The sequence below is a fragment of the Bradyrhizobium betae genome, assembly GCF_050632175.1.
GTDB classification, from domain to species: Bacteria; Pseudomonadota; Alphaproteobacteria; order Rhizobiales; family Xanthobacteraceae; genus Bradyrhizobium; species Bradyrhizobium betae_B.
Genome location: NZ_CP192576.1, coordinates 6380019 through 6402179, shown reverse-complemented (window position 1 = coordinate 6402179; position 22161 = coordinate 6380019). Strand labels below are relative to the sequence as shown.

Sequence of the window (22161 nt, the reverse complement as noted above, 5' to 3'; positions counted from 1 at the left end):
GCCATGGCCGGCAGCGACGCACGTGCCCTCTCCCGCTCGCTGCTCGACCTGTGCCGGATGCGCAAGCTGACGATCGCGACCGCCGAGTCCTGCACCGGCGGCCTCGTCGCGGGCGCGCTGACCGATATCCCCGGCTCCTCCGATGTCATCGACCGCGGCTTCGTCACCTATTCCAACGATGCCAAGCGCGCGATGCTCGGGGTCGAGGCTAGCACGCTTGCGAATTTCGGCGCCGTCAGCAAGGAGACGGCGATCGCCATGGCGGTCGGTGCTCTGGAGCGCGCCGGCGTGGATCTCGCCGTGGCCATCACCGGCATCGCCGGCCCCGGCGGCGCCACCCCGGGCAAGCCGGTCGGTCTCGTCCATTTCGCCGTTGCCGCTCGCGACGGCCGCATCGTCCATCGCGAGCATCGTTTCGGCGCCATCGGCCGCAGCGCGGTCCGGCAGCGCTCGGTGGTCGAGGCGCTGCGCATGCTGATGGATCTCGCCCGTGGCCCGCAAGCGTCGGCCAAGCCGCAGCGCGCCGCCGCAACCCGCCTGCGCCCGCGCGTGACGCGCTCGCCGCGCCGCCATGTGGCCAAACGCAGGCCGCCGCGCGCACCGCGCGGTTAGAGCGCATCAGACCGCCGCCAGCAGCGCGCTGGCGTGATCGAGGACGCGCTGCTTGACCGCATCGGCATCGGATGGCTTCACCTTCGCGCTGACGGTCAACTCCACGATCGCCGCGCCGGGATCGGCGGCATCGATCACCTTCGACACATTGACCGATGGCGCGGCCTGCTCGTCGATACGGGGATCGTCGCGCATCTCTTTCAGAATCTGATCGGCGAGTGCGTTGGCCGATCCGGCCCTGACAGGAAACGTCACCTTCACTTCGCCGGTGCCGGGATAGACGCTGCGGTTGATGATCGCCGCTCCCCACACTTGTCCGTTGGGCAACAGGATCTGCGTGTTGTCGGGTGCGACAAGCTCGGTCATGAACAGCGACAGCGACTTCACCTTGCCGGCCTTGCCGCCGACCTCGACATTGTCCCCGATGTGGAATGGCCGGAACAGCAGCAACATCACGCCGGCGGCGAGATTGGACAGCGTGCCCTGCAATGCGAGACCGATCGCCAGTGACGTTGCGCCCAGCACGGCGACGAGGCTTGCAGTCTGGATTCCGAAGAGCTGAAGGACCGCAATGCCGACCACCGCCAGCACGCCGTAGCGTGTTACGCTGGAGACGAACAACGTCACGAGTGGATCCACCCTGTGACCGACATTGAGCACCCGCGTCACGAAGCGCTGCATTGCGCCGGACAGATACCACCCGACTGCAAGCAACAGGATCGCATATATCGCGTTCAGTCCATAGAGAACGAGCGAGCCTTTTAGCGTATCGAGATTGATAGTCATGAGGTCTCCGGCGCGGACAATCCGTTGAAAACTCGCCGCGGCGCGAAATGATCCCTCCAGGCGTCGATGGAACACCGTCCGGCCCAGCCACAATCCCTTGCGTTGCCCGAGGGGCGAAACACACAAGTCACGGGTCAATCCGCGCGCCCGAAAATATTCCACTTTACCGAAATTCTGTTTTGGCGTAGTCATGCGCCACCTCACCCCGGTCAGAGGGGCGTATCGCGATCGTCACGAAACGTGGGGTGGGCTGCGGTGGACGCTAGTCACATCGGCGCGACAGGCATCGCAGGGCGGGCAACCGTGAGCGAGGGCCATTGCGCATACGACCGGTGCGATCTGCGTACGGCAAAATCGTGTGGTCCTGGCGCCCGCAGGCTGGCGTCAAGCGTTGCGGTGATGTGGCGGCCCGACCGGGCGCGCGCATCACCAGCCGCAAGGCGACGGGGGCAATAGTGCATCGCTCCCCGGGGAGAGTACGACATAAGCCGTCAAACCACTGCGCAGGGAAGGCCGGATGTCTGGCCACACCTGTATGCCGCTGTGCAGCCTCTTGTAGCGCAACCTTCGCACAGTGGACCGTGGGTGCCCGGCCGGCACCCGGTCTTCCCTGCACCCTCTGACATCTGAGGGGGCGAGACCAAGCAAAGCTCGGGCGACATACGCCGCGAGATCGCAGCATCATGTTCGCTTTTCAAAAAGCACGCAAATCTTGTCGAAATCGGTCGGGATCGCGGATGGGCAGGCGCGGCCAAACGTCGTCGCCCCTGTCTGAACTTGCGCCCGACTATATTGGCGCAATAATGCCGCTCTACGTTGTGGCCGGGAATCAACCCGGTCCAACCTTCTGGAGGGCGACGAATTGTTCGCTCGCGCCGCGGCCTTCGCCACCGTGATCGTCAACTTGGCCGCCTTTGATGGTGCGGCCGCGCAAACGGCCAACCAGCCGCCGGATACGATGGCAGCGCGGGTGGAGGCTTGCACGCCCTGTCATGGCAACAAGGGCGAAGGCACAAGCGACGTCTATTTTCCGCGCCTTGCCGGCAAGCCCGCCGGCTATCTCTACAACCAGCTCCTCGCCTTCCGCAGCGGCCGGCGAAAATACCCGCCGATGAACTATCTGCTGGAGTTTCTGCCCGATCCCTATCTGGAGGCGATGGCGGAGTATTTTGCCGGCGAGCATCCGCCGCTGCCGCAGCCCGCGCCGAGTGAGGTTAGCAAGGACGTCCTCGCGCAGGGCGAACTGCTCGCGACCAGCGGCGATGCAGGGCGCAATATTCCGGCTTGCGTGAGTTGCCACGGACCAGGACTGACGGGCATGCAGCCCGGCATCCCCGGCCTGCTCGGCCTGCGCGCCGCTTATGTCAGCGCCCAGCTCGGCGCATGGCGCTACGGCACGCGCACGGCGAAATCGCCCGACTGCATGCAGCTCGTCGCCGGCCATCTCACCGAAGCTGACGTCACCGCCGTCGCAGCCTGGCTCGCGACACGGCCTGCGCCCGCCAATCCGGCCCCCGTACCGAAGGGCACCTACGCGCTGCCGTTCGGCTGCGGCAGCCAGCCCAACTGACGAGGCGGATGATGGGTTTCAAGCTCTCGATCACGCTGGTCGCCCTCGCCGCGCTGACAACGGTCGCGCGGGCGCAGGACAAGACGAGTGACATCATCGCGCGCGGCGAATATCTCGCCCGCGCCGGCGATTGCACCGCCTGCCACACCGCGGCCGAGGGCCGCCTGTTTGCCGGCGGGCGCCCGATGCCGACGCCGTTCGGAACGATCTACACCTCCAACATCACGCCTGATCCGGAGACCGGCATCGGCAAGTGGAGCGCGGACGATTTCTACAGAACCATGCACAACGGCCGTTTCCCGGATGGCGGGCTGATCTATCCGGCGATGCCGTTCGCGTCCTACACCAAGGTCACGCGCGCCGACAGCGACGCGATCTTCGCCTATCTGCGTTCGATTCCTCAGGTGAACCAGAAGAACAAGCCGCACGAGCTGCGTTTCCCCTACGACAACCGCCAGCTCATCCTCGGCTGGCGCACGCTGTTTTTCCGCGAGGGCGAGTTCAAACCTGATACGACCAAATCGGCGGAATGGAATCGCGGCGCCTATCTGGTCGAGGGTTTGGGCCATTGCGGCATGTGCCATTCGCCGATCAACGCGCTCGGCGGCACCTCGCAATCGGACGCCTTCAAGGGCGGCCTGATCCCGATGCAGAACTGGTACGCGCCCTCGCTCACGTCAAACCGCGAAGCGGGTCTCGGCGACTGGAGCATCAAGGACATCACCGATCTGCTTCAGACCGGCGTCTCCATGCGTGGCGTGGTCTACGGTCCGATGGCCGAGGTCGTGCACAACAGCCTGCAATACCTCAACGACGAGGACACCAGGGCGATGGCGGTCTATCTCAAGGGGATCGCGGAGCCCTCGCCCTCACCGCCCGCGAGCTCGGCGCTGCCGACCACCGAGAGCAGCCTCCTGATCAGCCTCGGCAAGACCGTATACGACAAGAACTGTGCGAGCTGTCATGGCACGCAGGGCGAAGGCAAGCCGCCGCACTGGCCTCCGCTTGCCAACAACCAGTCGATCGAAATGCAGTCGGCGGTCAACCCGATCCGCATGGTGCTCAATGGCGGCTATCCGCCCGGCACCAAGGGCAACCCGATGCCGTATGGCATGCCGCCGTTCGCAGGACTCCTCTCCGACAATGAGGTCGCCGCCGTCGTCTCCTACATCCGCACCGCCTGGGGCAATCGCGGCACACCGGTCTCGGCGCGTGAGGCCAACGAGTTGCGCTCCGCGCCGCTGAACTGAGGGACGCCAGAGATCCAATCATGATCAATTCCGATCCGCCGACCAGCCCAGCCGCAGCCGACCAGGCCGTCGAGGAGATTGTCGCGCAAGGGCCGTCTGGCGCGATCGTGCTCGCCGGCATCGCGACGGCCTGCGTGGTCGCGATGTGGCTCGCGTTCTACCTGTTTGTTTTCCTGCCGCGCGGATCGCTGCAATGAGCGCCGAGCAAAGCCACGCGAGCGCGGAAGTCGCGGCCCGCGTCGAGCGTCGCTGGGCCACCATCGCCGTGATCATCATCGTCATGATGGCGCTGCTGGCGGCCTTCGCCGGTATCCATCGGGCGACCATGCCGCAGCCAAGGGTCGAGACCATCGATCCGTCGCGAATCCATCTGTCTGGCGAGTTCGTCGAGAGCAATCTCGGCAGCGTGCTGGAGACCAACGGCACGGTCACGGTGCGTGCGATCGGCCAGCAATATTCCTTCACGCCGGCCTGCATCGTGGTTCCCGCCGATACGCCGATCACGCTGCGCGCGACCAGTGCCGACGTCGTGCACGGCATCCTGATCCAGGGCACCAACGTCAACACCATGCTGGTCCCGGGCTACATCTCCGAGCAGTTGATGCGCTTCACGAAGACCGGCGACTATCTGATGCCCTGCCAGGAGTTTTGCAGCTTTGGCCATGAGGGCATGTGGGGCAAGGTCAAGGTGGTCGACAAGGCTGACTTCGCCAATCGCGCGAAGAGCGGCGGGAGGCTGAGCTGTGTTGGTCAATAGGAAGCTCATCCTCGCCCATTTCTGGTTTGCCTTTGCGGTGTTCGGCGTCGCACTGACGCTCGGCGCCTGGCAGATGTTCATTCGCAGCCCGATCGGGACATGGCTGTCCAATCCCGAACTCTATTACCGCTCCCTGACCGCGCACGGTACGGTGATGGGCTACGTGTTTCCGACCCTGGTGGCGATGGGCTTTGGCTATGCCATCAGCGAGATCCGCGCTGGAGCAGCGCCTGGTCGGCGTGCGCTGGGCGTGGACCGGGTTCTGGCTGATCGTTGCCGGCAGCATCATGGCGGTGATCCCGATCGCGCTCGGCCGTGCCTCGGTGCTCTACACGTTCTATCCGCCGCTGATCGGCAACGTGTTCTACTACCTCGGCGTCGTGCTGGTCGTGGTCGGCTCATGGATCTGGGTCGCGCTGATGTCGATCAATCTGCGCGTCTGGCGAAAGGCCCATCCCGGCGCGCCGGTGCCGCTGGCGATGTTCGCCAATGTTGCGGGCTCCTATCTGTGGGCCTGGACCGCGGTCGGCGCCGCGCTCGAGTTGCTGCTCCAGATCATTCCCGTCGCGGCAGGACTGAAGAACACCATCGACGCCGGTCTTGCGCGCATCTTCTTCTCCTGGACGCTGCACGCCATCGTCTATTTCTGGCTGATGCCGACCTACATCGCCTATTACACCATCGTGCCGCGCGCGATCGGCGGCCGCGTCTATTCCGACAGCATGGCGCGGATCTCATTCATTCTGTTCCTGGTGGTGGCGATGCCGATAGGCATGCACCACACCTTTGCCGATCCAATGGTCGGCGCCGGCTTCAAGTTCATCCATTCGGCATTCACCGCGCTGGTCGCGCTGCCGACCCTGCTGACGGTGTTCACGATCTGCGCGTCGGTCGAGATCGCCGCGCGGCTGCGCGGCGGCCACGGCCTGTTTGGCTGGATCAAGGCCCTGCCCTGGGACAATCCGATGATGCTGGCGCTGGCGTTCTCGTTCGTTATGCTCGGCTTCGGCGGCGCCGGCGGCCTCATCAACATGAGCTACCAGCTCGATGCGTCGATCCACAACACGCAGTGGATCACCGGCCATTTCCACCTGATTTTTGGCGGCGCCATCGTGATCATGTACTTTGCGATCGCCTATGATCTGTGGCCGCATCTGACGGGCCGCGAGCTGATCGACCTTCGCCTCATGCGCACCCAGCTCTGGCTGTGGTTCGTCGGCATGGTCGTCACGACGTTCCCGTGGCACTGGGTCGGCATTCTCGGCATGCCGCGCCGCATGGCCTATTTTGACTTCGGCGATCCCGCCATCGCGCCGCAGGCGCTCTCCGTCACCCTCTCTGCTTTCGGCGGCTTTGTTTTGCTGGCGTCGGGCATCATGTTCATCGTCATCCTGGCGCGCGGCATGCGTGCGCCCCAGACCGAGGCCGGGCCGTACCGCTTTGCGCTGGCCGTGCATCAGCCCGTGACCGTTCCGGTCGCGCTCAACACGCACGCATTGTGGGTGGCGCTGATGATCGCCCTCACCATCACCAATTACGGCTACCCGATCCTGAATCTGGCGTTGAGTGAGGGCACCTCGGTGCCGGCCGTTTACGTGGGAGCGCAGTGATGAGCACGCGCGACCTCTTCACCCTCCGCAACAGCCATTTCAGGATTGGCGTCGGCATCACCGCTGCGATCCTGATCCTCACAGCGGTTGCCGGCTTCATCGTGCTGCCCTTCGCCCAGCCCTGGGTGCAGTTCGCCAATGTCTGGGATGCGATCTGCAGCGCCGCGGGCGTGCCGCAGCGAGCGGCGAATGTGAAGGCACCCGAACCGGCAAAACGCCTGTCCGAGGTCGTGCTGACCTCGCGCACGCTGGCGCGTCCGAGCCAGGAAGCCATCGGCCGCGGCGCCACACTGGCGCAGCGCTGCGCGATCTGCCATGGCCCGACCGGCATCAGCCGCGCGGACTCGCCCAATCTCGCCGGCCAGTATGCCGCCGTGATCTACAAGGAGCTGCACGATTTCCGCTCCGGCGCGCGCAGCAATGCCGTGATGTCCCCGTTCGCCGTGAACCTGACGGACGAGGAGATCGCCGATCTCTCGAACTACTACGCCTATCTGCCGAGGCTTCCCGCCTATCACCCGACGCCGCAACTGCCGAAACCCAACATCGTCATCTACGGCGCGCCAATGCGCGGCATCGCGCCCTGCGGCGCCTGCCATGGCAGCCTCGACAACAAGACCGGCAGTCCGTGGCTGGAGGGCCAGTCCGAGGCCTACATGAAGGCGCAGCTCCAGGCCTTCGCAACCGGCGAGCGCCGCAACGACATCAGCCAGCAGATGCGCAACATCGCGCGCGCGATGACACCGCAGGAGATCGAGCAGGCTGCGGCGTACTACGCCTCGCAGCCGCCGGACGTGGTGAAGGCGGTGGATTGATCAGGACGACGCCAGCTTCGGCCGGCCGTAGATCGCATCCGCCCGCTTCTCGAACGCGGTGGAAAACCGCGCGAAGGCGGCATCGAACATCGAGCCCATCAGCATCGCCAGCATGCGGCTCTTGAACTCATAGGCGAGGAAGAAACCGACGTCGCAGACATCCTCCCCTCCTGTTGGCCTTTGGGCTCGAACGTCCAGCGGTTTTCGAGGTTGCTGAAAGGACCTTGCAGATATTCGACCAGGATTTTCAGATTGGCGCGGTCGAGCGTCACGCGGCTGGTGAAGGACTCCTTGACCAGCTTGAACGACACCGTCATGTCGGCGACCAGCACCTCGGTGCCGTCGGGCTTTGCCATGCGCTGGCGGACCTTCAGCGCGCTGCACAGCGGCACGAACTCCGGATAGCGCTCGACGTCGGCGACCAGATCAAACATCCTGGATGCGCTGTGATTGACACGGCGCTTGCTCGAAAATTTGGGCATGGCGGTTCAGCGCGCGGAGGCGGCCCGAGCGGCCTTGAGTCTCGCAAAGTCCTCGCCGGCATGATGGGACGAGCGGGTGAGCGGGCTCGCCGAAACCATCAGGAAGCCCTTGGTGTAGGCGATCTTCTCGTAGGACGAAAACTCGTCCGGCGGCACGTAGCGCATCACCGCGTGGTGCTTGCGGGTCGGCTGCAGATATTGCCCGATGGTCAGGAAATCGACGTCGGCCGAGCGCAGATCGTCCATCACCTGCTGCACCTCGTGGCGCTCCTCGCCGAGCCCGACCATGATGCCGGACTTGGTGAAGATGGTGGGATCGAGCTCCTTGACCCGCTGCAACAGCCGGATCGAGTGGAAGTAGCGCGCGCCGGGCCGCACCGTGAGATAGTGCGACGGCACGGTTTCGAGATTGTGGTTGAACACGTCGGGCCTCGCCGCGACGACAACCTCGAGCGCTCCCTGCTTGCGCAGGAAGTCGGGCGTCAGGATCTCGATCGTGGTCGAGGGGCACGCGGCGCGAATCGCGCGGATGGTCTGTGCAAAATGCTCGGCGCCGCCATCGGCGAGATCGTCGCGATCGACCGACGTGATGACGACGTGGGCGAGGCCCAGTTTGGCGACGGCCTCGGCGACGTTCTGCGGCTCGGCGGCATCCAGCGCATTGGGCATGCCGGTCTTGACGTTGCAGAAGGCGCAGGCCCGGGTGCAGGTGTCACCCATGATCATGAAGGTCGCGTGCTTCTTGTCCCAGCACTCGCCGATGTTCGGGCAGCCCGCCTCCTCGCACACCGTGTGCAGGCCATTGGCGCGCACGATGTTGCGGGTGTCGGCATAGCCGCGGGTGTTGGGCGCACGCACGCGGATCCAGTCCGGCTTCGGCGGCGAAGCGGAATCGGGCCGGTTCACCTTTTCGGGGTGGCGCGGGCGGAGCGGGTTCGAGATAGTGTCGACAATGACGACCATGGGCTGTCCGGTCTGTTCAGGTCCTACCTAATCGGTCTGCTTGCCTGCTGCAACCCGGCTCGCCCTGCCTCAGGGAACATGGCAGATATGGGCAATATCCTGCTCTGTTCTCTGGCGATTCTCACCTCGAATGGCTCCAGTCTCGAAGTCTTCCACACCCCGGCTCGGCAAGATCCTGAAGCGCGGCTTTTTGGCCGCAGCGTACAGGAGGTCGCGCACGACCTGGTCGGCGCAACCATGCTGGTCGATGGTGTCGGCGGGATCATCGTCGAGGTCGAGGCCTATCATCATACCGAGCCTGCGGCGCACTCCTACAACGGTCCGACGCCGCGGAACCAGGTGATGTTCGGCCCACCCGGCTTTGCCTATGTCTACCGCTCCTACGGCATCCACTGGTGCGTCAATTTCGTCTGCGAGGAGCAGGGCTCGGCCGCCGCCGTGCTCATCCGCGCGCTGGAGCCGACCCACGGCCTGGCCGCAATGCGCCGCCGCCGCCATGCGGTCGATGTGCACGCGCTGTGCTCGGGCCCGGGAAAGCTGACGGAAGCGCTCGGTGTCACCATCGCCCACAATGCCCTGCCGCTGGACCGTCCACCGATCGCGCTGCATGCACGGACGGAGGACGTCGAAGTGGCGACCGGAATCCGGATCGGCATCACCAAGGCCGTCGAGCTGCCCTGGCGCTATGGCGTCAGAGGCTCGAAATTCCTCAGCAAGCCGTTTCCGAAGTAACCCTACGACGCCTGCTTCAGCCGCTCCAGCGCCTCCAGCAGCTTGGCCTTGCGGGCCAGCGCCGCCTCGCGCTTTTCGCGCTCCTCCTCGACGACCTCTTCGGCCGCGTTGGCGACGAATTTCTCGTTCGCCAGCTTGGACTCGGCGCGCTTGATGTCGGCGTCGGCCTTGCCGATTTCCTTGTCGAGGCGCGTCCGTTCGGCCGCAACGTCGATCACGCCCTTCAGCGGCAACGCTGCCACCTCGCCGCGGACGAGCAGTTGAACGGCGCCGTCGGGCGCGCGGTCGGCGAAGGAAATCTCCGACAACCGCGCCATGCGCTTGATGACGTCGGTCCAGCGCGGCGCGCGTTCCCTGGTCTCAGCCGAGGCGCCCGCCAGCACCAGCGCCGTCAGAGTCGCCGGAGGGATGTTCATCTCGGCGCGCACCGAGCGGATCTGCGTGACGAGGTCGATCACCCAGCCGATCTCGGCCTCCGCCTTGGGATCGCTGAAATCGGCATGGTCGAAGATCGGCATGATCAAGACCGGCGAGATCAGCGGATCGGTCGGACCGGCTGCCGCGGCAAGCATCGCGAGCTGCTCCGGGGTCGGCCCGGTCTGCTTCAGCGGCCACTCCGCCAGCGCCAGCAGGCCGTCGCGCTTGGCCGTCACCTCCCACAGCTCTTCGGTGATGAAGGGCATGAAGGGGTGCAGCAGCTTCAGGATTTCGTCCCGCGCCCACGCCACCATGGCGCGGGTTTCAGCCCTGAGCGGACCGTCCGCGCCGAGGAGCGCCGGCTTGGCGAGCTCGACATACCAGTCGCAATAGATGTTCAGGACGAACCGATACATCGCGCTCGCAGCTTCGTTGAAGCTGTGCGCTTCAAGCGCCTCCGTGACCTCGCGCGTGGCCTCCGCGGCCTTGTGCGCGATCCATCGATTCAGCGGCTCCTTGGCGTTCGCCGGCTCGAAGCCTTCCGGCACGACGCACTCGTTCATCTCGGCGAAGCGGCAGGAGTTCCAGAGCTTGGTCGCGAAATTGCGATTGATCTCGACGAGCTGCGACGACAGCTTGATGTCATGCGTGTGGGCGGCCTCGCGGGCCAGCGCGAAGCGGAGAGCGTCAGCGCCATATTCGTCGATCAGGCTGAGCGGATCGATGACGTTGCCTTTCGACTTCGACATCTTGGCACCCTTCTCGTCGCGGACGAGGCGGTGGATGTAGACCGTCGAGAACGGCGCCTCCTTCATGAAGTGCAGGCCCATCATCATCATGCGGGCGACCCAGAAGAAGATGATGTCCCAGCCGGTGACCAGCACGTTGGTCGGATAGTAGCGCTGCACCTCGGGCGCGTCTGCGGGCCAGCCGAGCGTCGAGAACGGCCACAGCGCCGAGGAGAACCAGGTGTCGAGCACGTCTTCATCACGCGTGATGAAGCCTTCGCGCTTGTTGCGGTCGAGCGCCATCTCGCGGCCCTGCTCGGCCGTAATGACCTCCTGCTCGACGTAATAGCCGAGCGCGTGGCCGATCGCCTCCTCCTCGGTCTCGGCGACGAACACCTTGCCGTCCGGACCGTACCAGGCCGGGATCTGGTGGCCCCACCAGAGCTGGCGCGAGATGCACCAGGGCTGGATGTTCTCCATCCACTCGAAATAGGTCTTTTCCCAGTTCTTCGGCACGAACGAGGTCTCGCCCGAACGCACCGCCGCGATCGCCGGCTTGGCCAGCGTCTTGGCGTCGACATACCACTGGTCGGTCAGGTAGGGCTCGATCACGCTGCCCGAGCGGTCGCCGTGCGGCACCATGTGGGTGTGCGGTTCGATCCGCTCGACGAAGCCGAACGACTCCAGACGCTCGACGATGCGCTTGCGCGCAACGAAGCGGTCGACCTTGTGAAACTCCTCGGCGAATTGCGAGGCGCCTTCCGGCAGGTCGCGCAGATAGTCCTCGTTGTCGAGGAGATCGAGACAGCCTTCCTTGTCGAGCACGCTGATGCGGCGCAAGCTGTGGCGATTGCCGACTTCGAAGTCGTTGAAGTCGTGCGCCGGCGTCACCTTGACCGCGCCCGAGCCCTTTTCCGGATCGGAATAGTCGTCGGCGACGATCTGGACCTTGCGGCCGACCAGCGGCAGGATGATGTTCTTGCCGACCAGCTTCTGATAGCGCTCGTCCTCGGGATGCACGGCGACACCGGTATCGCCGAGCATGGTCTCGGGGCGCGTCGTGGCGACGACGATGAAGCTCGTGGGATCCTCGGGGTTGAAGGTCTCGCCCTCGATCGGATAGCGAAGATACCAGAGGTGGCCCTTCACTTCGGTCTGCTGCACTTCGAGATCGGAGATCGCAGTGAGCAGCTTGGTGTCCCAGTTCACCAGCCGCTTGTCCTTGTAGATCAGTCCGTCGCGATGCAGCTCAACGAACACCTTGACGACGGCCTTGGAGAGGCCCTCGTCCATGGTGAAGCGTTCGCGCGACCAGTCGCAGGAGGCGCCGAGCCGCTTGAGCTGGTTGATGATGGTGTCGCCGCTCTCGGCCTTCCACTGCCAGACCCGCTCCAGAAACTTCTCGCGGCCCATCTCGCGGCGGCTAGGCTGCTGACGCTCCATCAGCTGCCGCTCGACCACCATCTGGGTGGCGATGCCGGCATGGTCGGTCCCGGGCTGCCACAGCACGTCGCGGCCGCGCATGCGCTCGAACCGGCACAGGATGTCCTGCAGCGTGTTGTTGAGGGCGTGCCCCATGTGCAGCGAGCCCGTCACGTTCGGCGGCGGGATCACGATGGTAAAGGGCACCGCGTCGCGGCGGTCGGGGCGGCCGGCCTTGAAGGCAAGGCTGTCCTCCCACACGAGCGACATGCGGGCTTCGATATCGGCGGGCTGGTAATTTTTCTCGATCATGGGCGCTAGAAAGCCGCGTGCGGGGGCCAAGTCAACGGAAAGCTCAGCGGCAACGAGGCTTCCCGGCCTGTCGGGAATCCGACCATGACCTGCAAGCAGGGCTTTATGAGGGCTCTGCGGCCGCCCCTACCTGCCGCCGCGCGAGACTCGCTCGATTTCGGCCTTCACGATGCGTTCAACGAGGCCCGGCAAATTGTCGTCGAGCCAGGACTTGAGCATCGGACGCAGCATCTCCTTGACCAGATCCTCTAGCGTCCGCGCATTGCTGCTGAGCACCGTGTGGGCCAGGGAATTGAAGGCGGATTCGACCGCGGAGACGGTCGATTGCGCGAGCATCGGCTGCTGCGGCGGCAACGGCGGTGCATCGAAGTCCACCGGCGCATAGGAGGGTGGCAGCGTCGGACGCGGCGGCGGCGATTCGGCGAATTCCAGGTCGTCGCGCGGCTCGACCCTGCGGAAGCTCGGTGGCGGCGGAGCCGGCGTCGGGTCAATCGCCATTTCGTCGGTCAACTCGAGCACGTCGGGCTCCGGCTCAGGCTCTGGCTCCGGCTCCGGCGCGCGGACCTCGGGCGCCGGCGTGGCCGTATCGAGCCCCGCGAGCAGCGCGTCGATATCGTCCTGATTGTTGGACGCATCGGCGGCGGGTGCGGGTGGCGGGGGCGGCGCAGGAGCCGGCTTTGCGGCCGGCGGTGGCGCGGGTTTTTCAGCGGCAGGCTTTTCAGCAGCAGGCTTGGCGGCAGCAACCTTGGAGGGGGAATGTCGTTCATCGCCTGCGGCTTCGGTGCCGGCGCGGCAGGAGCTGGTGCGGGCTTGGCGGCCTCCGCCGGCGGCGGCTTGGCCTCATCGTCGGCAATGATGCGCCGGATCGAGGCCAGAATCTCCTCCATCGAGGGTTCTGTGACCTTTGCAGGCTGCGTCATCTCCGACTCCACATGATCAACGCCCTCGCATGCGTTATTTTACACCAAGCACGACAGGATTGGCCCGTTCCGGAGGGACGCCCCGACATTTTCGTCGCGGCAACCCCACTTGTCCCCAGTTCACGGCCCAACGTGCAGCGGTGCGCCCTGCCCTCGGCACTCAAGCTTTACGCACGCGACATCAGATGCAGGGCGAATCGACCCGCATCTTCTTGGCAAGGCTATGTCAGGGATTTTGATGATTGCAAGCAGAGCACCGGTCGGCTTCGCCTGTTTGCGAGGCCGACCGGATGACTACGGGACTTTAGCGTCCGTCGGGCGTCCGCACACCGGCCCAGCTGTCGCGGACCTGCTGGTAGTGGACGCTGGGATCGTAGACCGTGGTGTTGAGACCGAGCACCTGCGGCGCCAGACGACCGACGGCGTTGAGCACCGAATAGGACGCCACAACACGGTCGTGCTGGGCTGTGACGAGCGCAACGCGCGCGTTCACCAGCGCCTGCTGCGCGTTGAGCACGTCGAGCGTGGTGCGCTGACCGGCCTTGGCTTCCTCGCGCACGCCGTTCAGCGCGATCTCGGATGCCGTGACCTGCGCCTGTGCGGACTTCACCTGCGCCTTGCCGGCTTCCAGCTGGCCCCAGGCCTGCACGACATTGGCGCGGGTCTGATCGCGGGTGGTTTCGAGATTGAGGCGTTGCTGCGCCAGATTCTCTTTCGATTGGCGAATGAGCGCGTATTCCGCTCCGCCCTGATAGATCGGTACGGAGGCTGTCGCGATGGCGGAAGCGGTCGTGGTTCGGAACACCGTCAGGCTCTGCTGATACGCCTGGGTGATGCCAGCCTGGACCGTGACCGTCGGCAGCAGCGCGCCTTCGTTGATCTTGACCTGGAGATAGTTGACGTCGATGCCGTACATCGAAGCCGTGACGTTGGGGTTCTCCACCAGGCTGAGATTGACCGCGGAGGCGATCGTCCCGGGCAAGAAGCGATCGACCGGTGAGCCCGGCGCGAGGTTCGTCGGCTCGTTGCCGATGATGCGGCGGAAGTTCGCGCGCGTCGTCGTCAGATTCGATTCGGCGGTCAGGGCCTGGGTCCTGCCGGCCGCCAGCTGCGCTTCGGATTGCGCCACGTCCGTGCGCGTGACTTCACCGACGTTGAAGCGATCGCGTGTCTGCTTGAGCGTCTGTTCGAGCACGCGCACGTTGCTGCGCTGGACTTCCAGGGTCGCGGAGTCGCGCAGATAATCCATGTAGCTCGTAGCCGCCTGCAGCAGGACGGTCTGCTCGAGCACACGCAAGGCTTCGCGGGATCCTGAGACCTGGCTCTCCGCCGCGCGCGTCCTGTTGGCGGTCTGATTGCCGTTGTAGAGCGTCTGGTTGATGGTCAGGCTGGCGCTGTTGGGCTGAAGGGGCGGGTCGCTATGGATCGGCAGGCCCTTCTGCGTCTGTTGAATATCCTGATATTGATACCCGGTGCCGAGGCTCATATTCACCTTGGGGCGGTAGCCCGACAAAGCCTGAGGCACGTTTTCGTCAGTCGAGCGCACCTGGGCGCGCTGCGCGTTGAGCTGCGGATTGTTCTGATAGGCGCGCACCAGCGCAGCCTCGATCGTGTCCGCCAAGGCAGGCGTCGGCCCTGCAAGCGTCAGCAACAGGACCGAAACAGCAGCTCCGGTGAAGAACTTCACCCCATGCATCCCTGAAATTCCGTTCATTCTAACGCCCGGCTCGTGCCCGCGAGCTGGGTTATCGTCAACCGAGTGGAGTCGTTGCCCCGCCGCAACATAGGACGCGGATGGGCGCGACGGAACTACCTCAACGGAGTTCCCAGTGGAAACTCTTCACGTGCAGCATCCCGGCCACACTTCTGATTCAGAACGGGATTTTAACAGGCAACGGCCGTCAGAAGACGAAGGCGGCGGCCCGTTCGAGCCCGGGAAGGACCGGAGCCGCGGCATCGAACAGCGCCCGATGGCCGAATTCGCCGTGGGTACGGGTCACGATCATGGCCCGTGGCGGCCTGGATTCGGCAGACACCCCCACCAGACGACCGCCGTCCTTGAGTTGCCCGAGCAGCCCTTCCGGCGTCACCTCGACGGCGCCATTGAGAATGATCACGTCATAGGGACCAGCGGAGGGATCGCCCTCGGCACAGGAAGCGGCCTTGCAGGTGACGTTGGCAAGCCCGAGGGAGGCACAGGCATCCCCGGCTTTGGCGGCCAGGGCCGAATCGGATTCGGTCGCAGTGACCTGGCGGGCGAGCTTGGCCGTCAGTGCGGCGAGATAGCCCGTGGCACAACCGACCACCAGCACGTTGTCCGTCTCGCCGATTTCGGCGGCCTGAAGCAGCTTGCCGGTCAGCTGCGGCTTGATCAGGAAGCGCTTGGCGGCACCTTCGCTCACATCGAGATCGAGGTCGAGATAGGCCAATGCCTGTCTGGACTCCGGCACGAACACTTCGCGCGGAACCGTGAGCATGGCATCGAGAACATTACGATCAGTGACGTCACTGGTGCGCACCTGGCCATCGACCATTTTGAGGCGCGCGGTCGAGAAACCGGACATTTGCGGACCCTGAAATGCGGACGATGCCGCTGCGATAAGTTGGCGGCATCTTTGGAACATGCCCGGCCAAAACGCAACATGGCCGTTGCCCTCGCCAGCCAATGCCTCCGCAGCTCACCACATCAGGGGCGATGGACTACTCGATCGTCACCGCGAGGCGGCCGATCAGAGCCGCAACCTCGTCCAGGCGCGCCGAATCGGGCGTCTCGACCGCACGCGCAAGACAGGCGACGCATTCATCGTCGCTGAGCTCGGGAAGGTCGGCCGGTAGAATCGAGGGAGCCAGGTGGGCGCGGTCGATCTGGATGTCTGTCATGGCAATCAGCTCCGTAAGGGTCCGGCCCCCGCAAAGCTCGATTCGAATTAAGTCGATTTGGCGCCGCCCCGATGACTGCGGTGGCGCTGCCGCACACATCTGCTTGAACGCGATTCTGCAGAAGATTCAGCTGCAAAGCCTTGAAAGATCGCCCGAACGGCATCGCGCGTCACATCAGGATGCAATGGCAAGTCATTCAGTTTATTGCGGAATTTGGCTCCCCGGGCTGGATTCGAACCAGCGACCATCCGATTAACAGTCGGATGCTCTACCGCTGAGCTACCGAGGAAAAGGCGAACCAGTCGTTCGCGCGCGGCTGCGTATAACAAAGCCGCTTGCGCTTGCAAAGGACGAATTCGTCATCTTCCGCAAGGCGTCGAGGAAGAAGCCGACGGCCCCTCCCCGGGCCTGCGTCAAGCCGGTCTATTCGGCGACGAACGAGGTGGTCTTGGTGCCGGAATCGTAGCGCAGCCGAAGCGCGGTGAACTTGCAGAGGTTGACGTTCTTCCAGAGCACGGACTCGTCATAGTTCTGCCAATCGACGCGGATGTTCCAGACACAGCCCTCGTCGTCCTCGTCGAACTCGACATAGGTGCTGGACTGGTTCTGCAAAACCTTGTCGAGCTCGTTATCCCATTCGTCCAGGCCGTCGTCCGGCGCGTTGAAGCCCAGGAACTTGATGGCATAGCCGGTTTCGTTGACGACGGTGACATTGCGGGAGTCAGCCGCGAACGACGGGGTAGCGGCGACCGCGAGACCGATCGCGAACAGTGCAGAATAAAAAGACTTCATGTTGAAATTCTCCCGATCGAAAAAGGCTTCGGTGCCTGGCGTCGATCGGCGCAGGCGCCGCGGCAACACATGGCGTTGCCTCGAAGGTCCGTCCGGAGCGCGATCGAGAGGTTCAACACGCCCACGATCAGCGCTCCGGCTCGTTGCACGACGCGAGACGTGCAACGCGCCGGTTCATAGCGATTCGAATTCTCCGCAGCAATGAATGGGCATTCATGGATCGGCAGCATTTGTCGTCTCCGCGATCTGCAGCCAGCGCAGCGCGCGGACATGCCTTCGCGCCCTCGCGACTTGTCTCGCCCGAGCTCTGCTTCGTCTCGACACCCTCGATATCAGAGGGCGCAGGGAAGACCGGGTGCCGGCCGGGCACCCACGGTCCACTGTGCGAAGGTTGCGCTACAAGAGGCTGCACAGCGGCATACAGGTGTAGCCAGACATCCGGCCTTCCCTGCGCAGTGGTTTGACGGCTTATGTCGTACTCTCCTCGGGGAGCGATGCACTATTGCCCCCGTCGCCTTGCGGATGGCTGATGCACGTGCCCGGTCGGGCCGCCGCATCACCGCAACGCTTGACGCCAGCCTGCGGGCGCCAGGACCACACGATTTTGCCGTACGCAGATCGCACCGGTCGTATGCGCAATGGCCTTTGCTCACGGTTGCCCGCCCTGCGATGCCTGTCGCGCCGATGCCACCTGCGTCCACCGCAGCCCACCCCACGTTTCGTGACGATCGCGATACGCCCCTCTGACCGGGGTGAGGTCGGGCTTGAATACGCTATAACCGAATTTCGGTAAAGTAGAATCTTTTCGCGCTGGCTGATTGACCCCTGACTTGTGTGTTTTGCCCGTCGGGCAACACAAGGGCTTGTAGCCCGGATGGAGCGCAGCGTAATCCGGGGCTCTAAAAGTCGCGACGGGCTCCCCGGATTTCGCTGCGCTCCATCCGGGCTACGAAAGCTGAATTCACGGCCGCCGGCACACCAGGTCGATCTCGATCAGCGCGTCGTAGGCAAGTCCGGTGACGCCGACGCAGGTACGGGCTGGCAAGCGATCCTGCGGAAAGTACGTCCGGTAGGTCTCGTTCATCACCGTGTAGTCTTCCTTGAAGCGCGTCAGATAGATCCGCGTCATCACGACGTGCTCGAGGCCGAGATCAAGACCGGCGAGCACCACTTTCAGGTTCTCCATTACCGCGCGGGTCTGCGCGACGATGCCATCGGGCAGCACGCCCGGCGTTTGCGGCGTGTCAGGCATCTGTCCGGTGACGAAGACGAACCCGTCGGTCTCGACGGCGTGGCTGAAGGGCGCGACCGGCTTCGGTCCGCCGCTGATCATGTGGAATTTCACTTCGGTATCCCTGGGTTTAGGAGGCGTCCTGAAACAGGCGCTTGCTGATGATGGCGTGCACGCCCCAATTGCCGTCGACCACCTGCGTGACGCCGAAATCGACCGCGGCCGACATCAGTGCGATCGCCTCGTCCTCGCTGAGACCCTTCACGTTCATCAGGAAGCGACGCATCTTGCGGAACGCATCCTTCATGGCGAGGTCGAGCGAGGATTTTGCGTAGACCTCGCTCTGGCCCTGCGCGCCGAACTCGGCGAGGTAGTTGGGGTGGCTGAAGCCGGTCAGGACCCAGTCGGTTTCGGTCTCGATCAGGGGATAGGAGAGATCGGCGAAGGGCCGGCCGGCGAGATCGGCCTTCTTGTGCAGGATCACCTCGAACGTGCCGGTCATCGAGCATTCGATCGCGGTGCCGCTCAACTCGCCGTCACCCTGGGTGGCGTGGGGATCGCCGACCGATAACAGCGCACCCGGGACCGAAACCGGAAGATAGACAGTCGCCCCCTTCCCCAGCCGCCAATTGTCGAGATTGCCACCGAAATAGGATGGCGGCACGGAATCGATGAAATCGACCTCGCGCGGCGCCACCGCAATCACCCCGAAATGCGGACGCAAGGGAATGCGGATGCCGTCGAGCACGTCGTGGCGACGCTTCACTGTGCCGGGCAGGACGGGAATGCCGGGATAGTCGTAAGTGGCGTGCACGACGCCGGACGGGTCGGTCTGCGGCTCCCAGCGGTAGGAATAGAGCGCACGCGCGTGTGGCGCGGCGGTATCGTCGAAGATCTCGTAGATCGTCACGACCTCGCGCGGCTTTGGTCCTGCGAGAAACTCGCCGTAGTGATAACCCCACCAGGCGGCGACGGAGGAGCCGAACACGCGGCCTGAATGTTTCGGGTGACGGCTCGCACGCGGCACGATGTCGAGGATGCGCACCTCCAGCACGTCACCGGGCTGGGCATCCTTCACCGCCACCGGCCCCGTGCAGATATGCACGCCAAAACCTTCGCCGGCCCCGCGGCCGAACACGCTGGCGTCCATCGGTCCGGCGCCGCGGCGATCCACATTCTTGCTCGCGCTGGTCCAGCCGAACACGCTTTCGGCGGCGGCGTCGCCCGCAATCATCAGTTCGGGGTCGTCGGAGGCGTGCTGGGTCAGCGTTTCGATGGTGATGGTATCGCCCGATGCGATCTCGAGCTGCGGCTGCAGCGAGCGGCTGAAATAGCCCCAGTGGACACGGCTCGCCTCGATCGGAAGATGATGGTGCTTCCGTTCCGCCGTCCTCGGCTCATCGAAGCCGACGCGCAAGACATCGCCGCGCGCATCCGCGCCCGCCTGATGCGCGCGAAGCTGCGCCAGTGCGTCCTGCGGCCAGCCGCGCTGACCGGCCACGCCGTGTTGCACCGTCGCCCGCTCCGCCTCCTGCTGGCGAAACTCACGCGGCGGCAGGCCGAAGCGATGGCGGAAGGCGCGGCTGAAATGCGCGGAATCGCCAAAGCCATAGGCGTACGCGATCTCCGAGATCGAGCGATGCGCTTCACTCGGGTTCGACAGGTCCGCCCAGGCGCGCTGAAGCCGGCGCTCCCGGACGTAATGGGTGAAATTGTCGCCGACCGTCTCGAACAGCTTCTGCAGGTAACGCTCGGAAATTCCTTCCGCTTGCGCGACTCGTGCCGGCACCAGTTCGGGATCGTCGAGCCTGCGCTCGATGGTCTGGCAGATCCGGTGCAGCAGCGCGGCCTGGGTCGCGCTCGACCCTGCGTCGGACGTCGAGGCGGCCAGTTGATGCGCGAGAGTCAAAAGCAGATCGACGAGAGAGTGCGCGACCGAATTCCATTCGGCATCGCTCAAGCTGTCGAGCGAGCGAGCGGTCGCGTCCAGCAGACGCGCGAACACGTCGGCGAAGCCGCTCGGTGGGACCACGCGGGGCTCGCCGAGACGCGGCTTGCCCGAGAGTCGGCCGCGCAGCGCGTCCGACGTCACCGACAGCACGATCGCGCGCATGTCGCGCTGGAACACGATGCTCCAGTCGCCGCTCCGCGGCAGCAGCACGAGATGGCCGACGGGAACGATGCGATGGCCGCCGGCGCTCCTGAGCACCATGCCGTCCTCGACCGGCATCAGGGCGATCGGAAGGTCTTCGATCGCTTGCGGGAGCGGACCTATGGTCTGCGCGCCCGCCGCCATGCGCGTCAATGCGACGCCCGCGGCATGGCGGTGCGACGCCGTCGCGTGCCCGTCGAGAAAGGGATGACCGGTAGCCGGTTGCAGGCCGACCGCCGCGAGGACGTCCCGCCAAGCCTCGGGGCGGTCGTCTTGCGCGTAGGACTCGCTCGTGAAGGGACGGAAGCTCATCGGATCGACCCAGGTTGCAGTCGATCGAAGCAACCTCTGTGCCAGCCGCACGCGGTCATCGGTCGCAGCGACGGGCCGCAAATGGGGTTCGCCCTTCACCGTCTCATTCCTAAAACGGACTTTGCATCAACGCACTAGTCGCACCGGAAGATGTTCTTGCGGATTGTGCCGTGGACGCCCCAATTGGCGTCGACCACCTGGGTGACGCCGAAATCGGCGCCGACCGACAGCAGGGAAATCGCCTCGTCTTCACTCAGGCCGTGCACGGTCATCAGGAAGCGCCTGAGCTTGCGGAACGCATCGCGCATCGCACGATCGAGACTTGAGTGGTTTGCAATCTCGGTTTGCGCATCTGCGCCGAGCGCGGCGAGATAATTCGGATAGGTGAAGCCGTAGAACGACCAGGCGTGATCGGTCTCGAGCATCGGATGATCGAGGCCTTCGAGATTGGTACCGGCAAGGTCGGCCTTCTTGTGCAGGATGAATTCGAAATCGCCGGTCAGCGAAGTCTCGATCGCGGTGCCGCCGAGCTCGCTGTCGCCCTGCGCGGCATGGGGATCGCCGACCGAGAAATAGGCGCCGGGGACGGCGACCGGATAGAACATTCGCGCGCCCTTGCCGATGCGCCAGTCGTCTATGTTGCCACCAGTATAGCTCGGCGGAATCGAGCTGACGAAATCGGCTTCCGACGGCGCAAGCCCCATGGTGCCGAAATGCAGCCGGGCCGGCACCTTCACGCTCGTCAGGATGTTCTCTCGCTTCTTGATCGTCGCGTGGTCCACGCGCACGCCGGGATAGTCGATCATTGAGTGCACGATGCCGTCAGGGTCGGTCTGCGGCGTCCAGACATAGTTGTAGACGGCTTTCGCATAGGGCTCGCCCGAGGTGTCGAGCTCGAAGATGGTGACGACCTCGCGCGGCTTCGGCTCCTCGATCAGATCGTGATAGTGAAAGCCCCAGTTGGCGGCGACGTTGGAGCCGAAGCAACGGCCGGCATGGCAAGCGCTGCAGCTCGGCCGCGGCCGGACGTCGAGAATTCGCACTTCGAGAATGTCGCCGGGCTCGGCGCCTTCGATCGCCACGGGACCGGTGAGCAGATGCACGCCGATCCCCTCGCCTGCGCCGCGAATGAACGGACCTTCCGTCGGGCCCGAGCCGCGCCGCGCGACGGCCTTGTGCTCGCGGGTCCAATGAAACACGCTCTCGGCGCCGGGATCGCCTGCGATCATGCGCTCGTAATCGTCGTTGGCGTGATGGGTCAGCGTCTCGATGGTGGCGCGGTCGCCCGAGCGCAGCGTCAGGGCCGGAGCAACGGTCTTGGAGAAATAGCCCCAGTGGACGGTCTTCGGCGAAACCGGCAGCGTGAAATGCTTCATGAGGTGGCCTCTTCGGGAAACGCAGTCGTGAACCTTGTGGGG

Annotated in this window: 17 protein-coding genes, 1 tRNA gene and 3 pseudogenes; 8 read left to right on the top strand and 13 right to left on the bottom strand. The window is 64.7% G+C overall.

Going from position 1 to position 22161, the window contains the following annotated elements:
• Positions 1–3: 3 nt before the first annotated feature.
• Positions 4–612, top strand: a complete 609-nt coding sequence (locus tag ACQ86E_RS30815) for a CinA family protein (protein WP_431203157.1) — start codon at positions 4–6, stop codon at positions 610–612.
• A gap of 6 nt (positions 613–618) precedes the next feature.
• Here ACQ86E_RS30815 and ACQ86E_RS30810 read toward each other — a convergent pair whose 3' ends face one another.
• Positions 619–1398 carry a mechanosensitive ion channel family protein gene (locus ACQ86E_RS30810; RefSeq protein WP_431203156.1) on the bottom strand — a complete coding sequence of 260 codons (780 nt, stop codon included), beginning with the start codon at positions 1396–1398 and terminating at the stop codon, positions 619–621.
• An 862-nt stretch (positions 1399–2260) separates the two neighbouring features.
• Here ACQ86E_RS30810 and ACQ86E_RS30805 point away from each other — a divergent pair.
• The 6 genes and pseudogenes from ACQ86E_RS30805 (at position 2261) to ACQ86E_RS30780 (ending at position 7400) form a co-directional block, all read left to right on the top strand.
• On the top strand, positions 2261–2968 hold the full coding sequence (locus ACQ86E_RS30805) for a c-type cytochrome (protein WP_431203155.1): 708 nt from the start codon (positions 2261–2263) through the stop codon (positions 2966–2968).
• An 11-nt stretch (positions 2969–2979) separates the two neighbouring features.
• The gene (locus ACQ86E_RS30800; protein WP_431206612.1) at positions 2980–4218 is read left to right on the top strand and encodes a cytochrome c; all 1239 of its coding nucleotides are present in this window, start codon (positions 2980–2982) and stop codon (positions 4216–4218) included.
• Positions 4219–4238: 20 nt separating this feature from the next.
• The gene (locus tag ACQ86E_RS30795) at positions 4239–4415 is read left to right on the top strand and encodes a hypothetical protein (RefSeq protein WP_431203154.1); all 177 of its coding nucleotides are present in this window, start codon (positions 4239–4241) and stop codon (positions 4413–4415) included.
• Complete coding sequence (locus ACQ86E_RS30790; protein WP_431203153.1) at positions 4412–4975, top strand: cytochrome C oxidase subunit II; 564 nt, start codon at positions 4412–4414, stop codon at positions 4973–4975. The genes ACQ86E_RS30795 and ACQ86E_RS30790 overlap by 4 nt, the downstream gene beginning before the upstream one ends.
• Positions 4962–6585, top strand: a pseudogene (locus ACQ86E_RS30785) (b(o/a)3-type cytochrome-c oxidase subunit 1). Before ACQ86E_RS30790 ends, ACQ86E_RS30785 begins: the two are co-directional and overlap by 14 nt.
• Positions 6585–7400: a c-type cytochrome gene (locus tag ACQ86E_RS30780; protein WP_431203152.1), complete on the top strand. Its 816-nt coding sequence runs from the start codon at positions 6585–6587 to the stop codon at positions 7398–7400. Before ACQ86E_RS30785 ends, ACQ86E_RS30780 begins: the two are co-directional and overlap by 1 nt.
• Here the strand turns inward: ACQ86E_RS30780 and ACQ86E_RS30775 are convergent.
• Positions 7401–7882 (bottom strand): annotated as a pseudogene (locus ACQ86E_RS30775) (type II toxin-antitoxin system RatA family toxin).
• A 6-nt stretch (positions 7883–7888) separates the two neighbouring features.
• A complete protein-coding gene (gene lipA, locus ACQ86E_RS30770; RefSeq protein WP_431203151.1) occupies positions 7889–8845 on the bottom strand; it encodes a lipoyl synthase in 957 nt (318 codons plus the stop codon).
• Between the two features lie 78 nt (positions 8846–8923).
• On the opposite strand from lipA, the gene ACQ86E_RS30765 reads away from it, so the two are divergent.
• A complete protein-coding gene (locus ACQ86E_RS30765; RefSeq protein WP_431203150.1) occupies positions 8924–9577 on the top strand; it encodes a DNA-3-methyladenine glycosylase in 654 nt (217 codons plus the stop codon).
• 2 nt (positions 9578–9579) lie between these two features.
• Here the strand turns inward: ACQ86E_RS30765 and ACQ86E_RS30760 are convergent, their stop codons facing one another.
• From ACQ86E_RS30760 to ACQ86E_RS30715, 10 genes and pseudogenes are all read right to left on the bottom strand, one after another.
• Positions 9580–12456, bottom strand: a complete 2877-nt coding sequence (locus ACQ86E_RS30760; RefSeq protein WP_431203149.1) for a valine--tRNA ligase — start codon at positions 12454–12456, stop codon at positions 9580–9582.
• 126 nt (positions 12457–12582) lie between these two features.
• Positions 12583–13376: pseudogene (locus tag ACQ86E_RS30755) on the bottom strand (PopZ family protein).
• Positions 13377–13680: 304 nt separating this feature from the next.
• On the bottom strand, positions 13681–15072 hold the full coding sequence (locus ACQ86E_RS30750) for a TolC family outer membrane protein (RefSeq protein ID WP_431206611.1): 1392 nt from the start codon (positions 15070–15072) through the stop codon (positions 13681–13683).
• Between the two features lie 205 nt (positions 15073–15277).
• Positions 15278–15940, bottom strand: coding sequence for a protein-L-isoaspartate O-methyltransferase family protein (locus ACQ86E_RS30745; protein WP_431206610.1), 663 nt, complete (start codon positions 15938–15940; stop codon positions 15278–15280).
• 136 nt (positions 15941–16076) lie between these two features.
• The gene (locus tag ACQ86E_RS30740; protein ID WP_431203148.1) at positions 16077–16256 is read right to left on the bottom strand and encodes a hypothetical protein; all 180 of its coding nucleotides are present in this window, start codon (positions 16254–16256) and stop codon (positions 16077–16079) included.
• 214 nt (positions 16257–16470) lie between these two features.
• Positions 16471–16545: transfer RNA gene (locus tag ACQ86E_RS30735), tRNA-Asn, on the bottom strand.
• A 134-nt stretch (positions 16546–16679) separates the two neighbouring features.
• A complete protein-coding gene (locus ACQ86E_RS30730) occupies positions 16680–17048 on the bottom strand; it encodes a hypothetical protein (RefSeq protein WP_431203147.1) in 369 nt (122 codons plus the stop codon).
• A gap of 961 nt (positions 17049–18009) precedes the next feature.
• Positions 18010–18393 (bottom strand): RidA family protein, encoded by a 384-nt coding sequence (locus ACQ86E_RS30725; protein WP_431203146.1) that lies wholly within the window; start codon positions 18391–18393, stop codon positions 18010–18012.
• A 16-nt stretch (positions 18394–18409) separates the two neighbouring features.
• Positions 18410–20743, bottom strand: coding sequence for an acetamidase/formamidase family protein (locus ACQ86E_RS30720; RefSeq protein WP_431206609.1), 2334 nt, complete (start codon positions 20741–20743; stop codon positions 18410–18412).
• A gap of 134 nt (positions 20744–20877) precedes the next feature.
• Positions 20878–22119: an acetamidase/formamidase family protein gene (locus ACQ86E_RS30715; RefSeq protein WP_431203145.1), complete on the bottom strand. Its 1242-nt coding sequence runs from the start codon at positions 22117–22119 to the stop codon at positions 20878–20880.
• Between the last annotated feature and the right edge of the window lie 42 nt (positions 22120–22161).

What these genes read in the sequence shown, in the direction of transcription:
- ACQ86E_RS30815 (WP_431203157.1), top strand. Translation starts at nt 4, where the DNA reads ATGGCCGGCAGCGACGCACGTGCCCTCTCCCGCTCGCTGCTCGACCTG.
- ACQ86E_RS30810 (WP_431203156.1), bottom strand. Translation starts at nt 1,398, where the DNA reads ATGACTATCAATCTCGATACGCTAAAAGGCTCGCTCGTTCTCTATGGA.
- ACQ86E_RS30800 (WP_431206612.1), top strand. Translation starts at nt 2,980, where the DNA reads ATGGGTTTCAAGCTCTCGATCACGCTGGTCGCCCTCGCCGCGCTGACA.
- ACQ86E_RS30795 (WP_431203154.1), top strand. Translation starts at nt 4,239, where the DNA reads ATGATCAATTCCGATCCGCCGACCAGCCCAGCCGCAGCCGACCAGGCC.
- ACQ86E_RS30790 (WP_431203153.1), top strand. Translation starts at nt 4,412, where the DNA reads ATGAGCGCCGAGCAAAGCCACGCGAGCGCGGAAGTCGCGGCCCGCGTC.
- ACQ86E_RS30780 (WP_431203152.1), top strand. Translation starts at nt 6,585, where the DNA reads ATGAGCACGCGCGACCTCTTCACCCTCCGCAACAGCCATTTCAGGATT.
- lipA (WP_431203151.1), bottom strand. Translation starts at nt 8,845, where the DNA reads ATGGTCGTCATTGTCGACACTATCTCGAACCCGCTCCGCCCGCGCCAC.
- ACQ86E_RS30765 (WP_431203150.1), top strand. Translation starts at nt 8,924, where the DNA reads ATGGCAGATATGGGCAATATCCTGCTCTGTTCTCTGGCGATTCTCACC.
- ACQ86E_RS30760 (WP_431203149.1), bottom strand. Translation starts at nt 12,456, where the DNA reads ATGATCGAGAAAAATTACCAGCCCGCCGATATCGAAGCCCGCATGTCG.
- ACQ86E_RS30750 (WP_431206611.1), bottom strand. Translation starts at nt 15,072, where the DNA reads ATGCATGGGGTGAAGTTCTTCACCGGAGCTGCTGTTTCGGTCCTGTTG.
- ACQ86E_RS30745 (WP_431206610.1), bottom strand. Translation starts at nt 15,940, where the DNA reads ATGTCCGGTTTCTCGACCGCGCGCCTCAAAATGGTCGATGGCCAGGTG.
- ACQ86E_RS30740 (WP_431203148.1), bottom strand. Translation starts at nt 16,256, where the DNA reads ATGACAGACATCCAGATCGACCGCGCCCACCTGGCTCCCTCGATTCTA.
- ACQ86E_RS30730 (WP_431203147.1), bottom strand. Translation starts at nt 17,048, where the DNA reads ATGAAGTCTTTTTATTCTGCACTGTTCGCGATCGGTCTCGCGGTCGCC.
- ACQ86E_RS30720 (WP_431206609.1), bottom strand. Translation starts at nt 20,743, where the DNA reads ATGAGCTTCCGTCCCTTCACGAGCGAGTCCTACGCGCAAGACGACCGC.
- ACQ86E_RS30715 (WP_431203145.1), bottom strand. Translation starts at nt 22,119, where the DNA reads ATGAAGCATTTCACGCTGCCGGTTTCGCCGAAGACCGTCCACTGGGGC.